The organism is Propioniciclava sp. (assembly GCF_036744435.1).
Lineage (GTDB): Bacteria > Actinomycetota > Actinomycetes > Propionibacteriales > Propionibacteriaceae > Propioniciclava.
This window is the reverse complement of record NZ_DAIOIA010000118.1, coordinates 1-3,551: the sequence shown is the minus strand read 5'-3', so window position 1 is coordinate 3,551 and position 3,551 is coordinate 1. Positions and strand designations below refer to the sequence as shown.

Annotated in this window: 4 protein-coding genes; 3 read left to right on the top strand and 1 reads right to left on the bottom strand. The window is 69.2% G+C overall.

Annotated features, from left to right (window positions below; genetic code table 11):
• The 3 genes from V7E09_RS12685 to V7E09_RS12675 form a co-directional block, all read left to right on the top strand.
• The coding region (locus V7E09_RS12685; RefSeq protein WP_324523477.1) for a nuclease-related domain-containing protein at window positions 1–760 on the top strand (760 nt) is incomplete at its 5' end.
• Window positions 761–829: 69 nt separating this feature from the next.
• Complete coding sequence (locus tag V7E09_RS12680; protein WP_324509636.1) at window positions 830–1,486, top strand: TetR/AcrR family transcriptional regulator; 657 nt, start codon at window positions 830–832, stop codon at window positions 1,484–1,486.
• Window positions 1,483–3,186, top strand: coding sequence for an oleate hydratase (locus V7E09_RS12675; protein ID WP_324509635.1), 1,704 nt, complete (start codon window positions 1,483–1,485; stop codon window positions 3,184–3,186). Before V7E09_RS12680 ends, V7E09_RS12675 begins: the two co-directional genes overlap by 4 nt.
• A 7-nt stretch (window positions 3,187–3,193) precedes the next feature.
• Here V7E09_RS12675 and V7E09_RS12670 read toward each other — a convergent pair.
• A partial coding sequence (locus tag V7E09_RS12670) for a substrate-binding domain-containing protein (RefSeq protein WP_324523476.1) occupies window positions 3,194–3,551 on the bottom strand: 358 nt, incomplete at its 5' end.

The window sequence follows — 3,551 nt, the reverse complement described above, 5'->3', positions numbered from 1 at the left end:
CGTCACGTGTGTCGTGTGCCGGGCACAGCGGGCGGACAGCCTGGCGGACGGGCCGGCCGCGGCGCCGCGTCGCGCCGTGGAGGTGCCGCCTGGCCTCGACCATGTCGACGGCGAGGCCGGGGCCTCGGCGGCCGCCGAGTTCCAGCGGCGCCACGATGCCCGACGGGAGCGGATGATGGCGGCGCACCCGAAGGCGGGGCGGCTGCTCCTGGCCGTGTTCGACGATCCGCAGTCGACCACCGCCTGGTCGGCCGGCGCGGTGGGGGAGCAGCGGCTGGGGCAGTCGCTGGCCAAGGCGGCCGGTCCCGCGTTGCGGGTATTGCATGACCGGCGCATTCCGGGGACCCGGGCCAACATCGACCACCTGGTGGTGTGCCCGACCGGGGTCTATGTGGTGGACTCCAAGCGGTACCGGAATGCTCGGCCCGCCTTCAAGGTCGAGGGCGGGTTGTTCGCCAAGAAGCGGCGGGTCCTCACCGTCGGCGGGCGGGATCGCAGCTCTCTCGTGGCCGGCCTGCACAAGCAACTCGACCTGGTCCGCGCAGCGCTGGCCGACGAGGTGGACGTCCCTGTCGGCGGCTACCTGTGTTTCCTGGACGCAGACTGGCCGCTGTTCGCGGATCCCTTCAGCGTCGAGGGCGTCGGCGTCGTGTGGCCCAGGAAACTGGTCTCGATGCTGGGTAAGCCCGGCCCCCTCGACGCGGAGCGCATCGAGGATCTCCAATGGCAGTTGCACGAGGCCTTCCCGCGTCAGCAGTGAGCCTGTGGGGGTTGCCCCTCCCGATTTACTGAGTACGCTCAATAATGAGTGTGGTCAACGGGAGGTGTGATGACGCCGCGGCGCCGGGAACGCAACATGGACGCCAAGCGCGCCCGCATCCTCGTGGCGGCCCGCGACCTGTTCGCCGAGTTCGGCTTCGCGCAGGTCACCACCAAGGCCGCCTCCGAGCGCGCCGACATCGCCGCAGGCACGCTGTTTCGCTATGCCGCCACCAAGGCGGACCTGCTCCTGATGGTCTACAACGAACGATTCCGGGACGCCCTCGTCGCCGGACGCAGCGCGGCGGCAGGCATCGAGGACCCGTCCGAGGCGCTGCTCGCCCTCGTGATGCCGGTGCTCGATCGCAGCGGCGACCATCCCGAGAACGCCATGCACTACCAGCGTGAACTCATGTTCGGGCATGGTCCCTCGCTGCACCGGGCCGCCGGCCTCGGGCTGGTCCAGGAGTTGGAAGACGTCGTTGCCGCATGCCTGATTGCGGCGGTGCCGACGCCGGATGGCCGCGTCCGCGACCAGGCGGCCCAGGCGTCCCGGCTGGTGTTCGCGGCCCTTCACCTGGCCCTCGCCCAGCCCAGCACCGGCCGCCCCGACGACCGCACCGCAGCCCAGGCCCTCCGCGGCCACCTCGATCTCGTCGTCCGGGGCTTCCTGGACGCCGCCCGCGACGCCGACACTCCCGCCGACACCGCGCATCCGCAGTCGTGACGAACACAAGGAGAACCACCATGAGCCCCCGCGCATACATGATCGGAGCCGGAATCGGCTCCCTGGCGGCAGCCGTCTACCTGATCCGTGACGGTGGCTGGGACGGATCCCGCATCACCATCATGGGGTTGGACACCCATGGCGCCAACGATGGCGCGCAGGCCGCCGACTACACCTCCGAATACGGGCACGGGCCGCTCGGCAACAGCGCCGGCTACCTGAACCGCGGCGGCCGGATGCTGAACGAGGAGACCTACGAGAACGTCTGGGATCTGCTGCGTGGCATCCCGTCCCTGACCACCCCCGGCACGAGCGTCACCCAGGAGATCCTCGACTTCGACCACGCCCACCCCACCAAGGACATCGGACGCCTGCTGGATGCGCGCGGCCCTCGCACCCGGGGCGACGCCGACGACTACAAGCACATGCAGTTCGACACCACCGACCGCATCCTGTTGACCAAGCTGATGACCCTGCCGGAATCCCGGGAGGCCGAACTCAACGGGGTCTCCATCGAGGAGTGGTTCGCCGAGAGCCCCCACTTCTTCACCACCAACTTCTGGTACATGTGGGAGACCACGTTCGCGTTCCTGCGCAACAACTCCGCCATGGAACTGCGCCGCTACATGAACCGGATGATCCTCGAGTTCAGCCGGATCAACACCCTCGAAGGCGTCACGCGGACCCCGTACAACCAGTACGAGAGCATCATCCTCCCGCTGCGGGCGTGGCTCTCCGAGCACGGCGTCAGCTTCGTGACCGACCGCATGGTGACGGCGTTCGTGTTCGACGAGTCCGACCCGATGCGCGACACGATCCGCGTCACCGGGCTGGAGTACCTCGACGTGGCCCGCGACGGGGCCCCCGGCCGCATCGACGTGGCCGAGGGCGACCTGGTGTTCTGCACCAACGGGTCCATCACCGACTCCACCTCCCTGGGCGATCTGGACACCGCCATCGTCGAGGACGAGCGCTACGCCCCCTCGGCCGCGTTGTGGCGTCAGGCGACCGAGCACTTCTACGGGCTGGGCAACCCCGACGCCTTCTTCGGGGACCGCACTCAGAGCGAATGGACCAGCTTCACCGTCACCACGAACAACCACCTGCTGGTCAACGAGATCGCCGCGATCACCCGGCAGGCCCCCGGCAACGCCCTCAACACGTTCATCGAATCGAACGCGCTCATCTCGCTGGTCGTCCACCACCAGCCACACTTCGCCGCGCAGAAGCCGAACGAGACCGTGTTCTGGGGCTACTCGCTGTACCCGCGGCAGAAGGGGGACATCGTGAACAAGCCGTTCATCGAGATGACCGGGCGCGAGATGCTCACCGAGACCCTGGGCCAGCTCGCCAAGGTCGACACCCGCGCCGTCACCATCGACACCAAGACGGACGCCATCTGGGAGTCCGTCGTCAACGTCATCCCCGCCCACATGCCCTACGCCAGCGCCCTGTTCGCCCGGCGCTCGAAGGGAGATCGCCCCGACGTCGTGCCCGCGAACTCGGTCAACCTCGCGTTCATCAGCCAGTTCGTCGAGATGCCGTTCGACATGGTGTTCACCGAGCAGTATTCGGTGCGGGCCGCCCAGATCGCGGTCTACCGCTTCCTCGGGATCGACGAAGCCCGGCTCACCCCGCTGCACCACTACGAGCGGGATCCGCGCGTCCTGGCGAAGGCCGCGCTCACGATGTTCCGCTAGGGGACGGTCAGCGTGGGGCCGGTCCGGTGGAGTCGCGGACCTGCAGCACCGCGGGCAGCCGGACCTCGGTGGGAACCTGCGCGGGATCGGCCAGCAGCGCGAACAGCCGGTCGGCGGCCGCACGCGCCAGGTCGTCCAGCGACAGGCTCACCGTCGTCAGCCGCGGCGGGATGATGCGGGTCAAGGGGGTGTCGTCCCAGCCTGCCACCGAGACATCCCCGGGGACGTCCACCCCGAGTCCGCGTAGGCCCCCCACGAGGCCCAGGGCCGTCTGATCGTTGAAGGCCAGCACCGCGCTCAGCCCCCGGGACACCACCTCGGACGCCGCGGCGGCCCCGACCTCCGCGCTCAGTCCCTCGGTGTCC

What these genes read in the sequence shown, in the direction of transcription:
- V7E09_RS12680 (WP_324509636.1), top strand. Translation starts at nt 830, where the DNA reads ATGACGCCGCGGCGCCGGGAACGCAACATGGACGCCAAGCGCGCCCGC.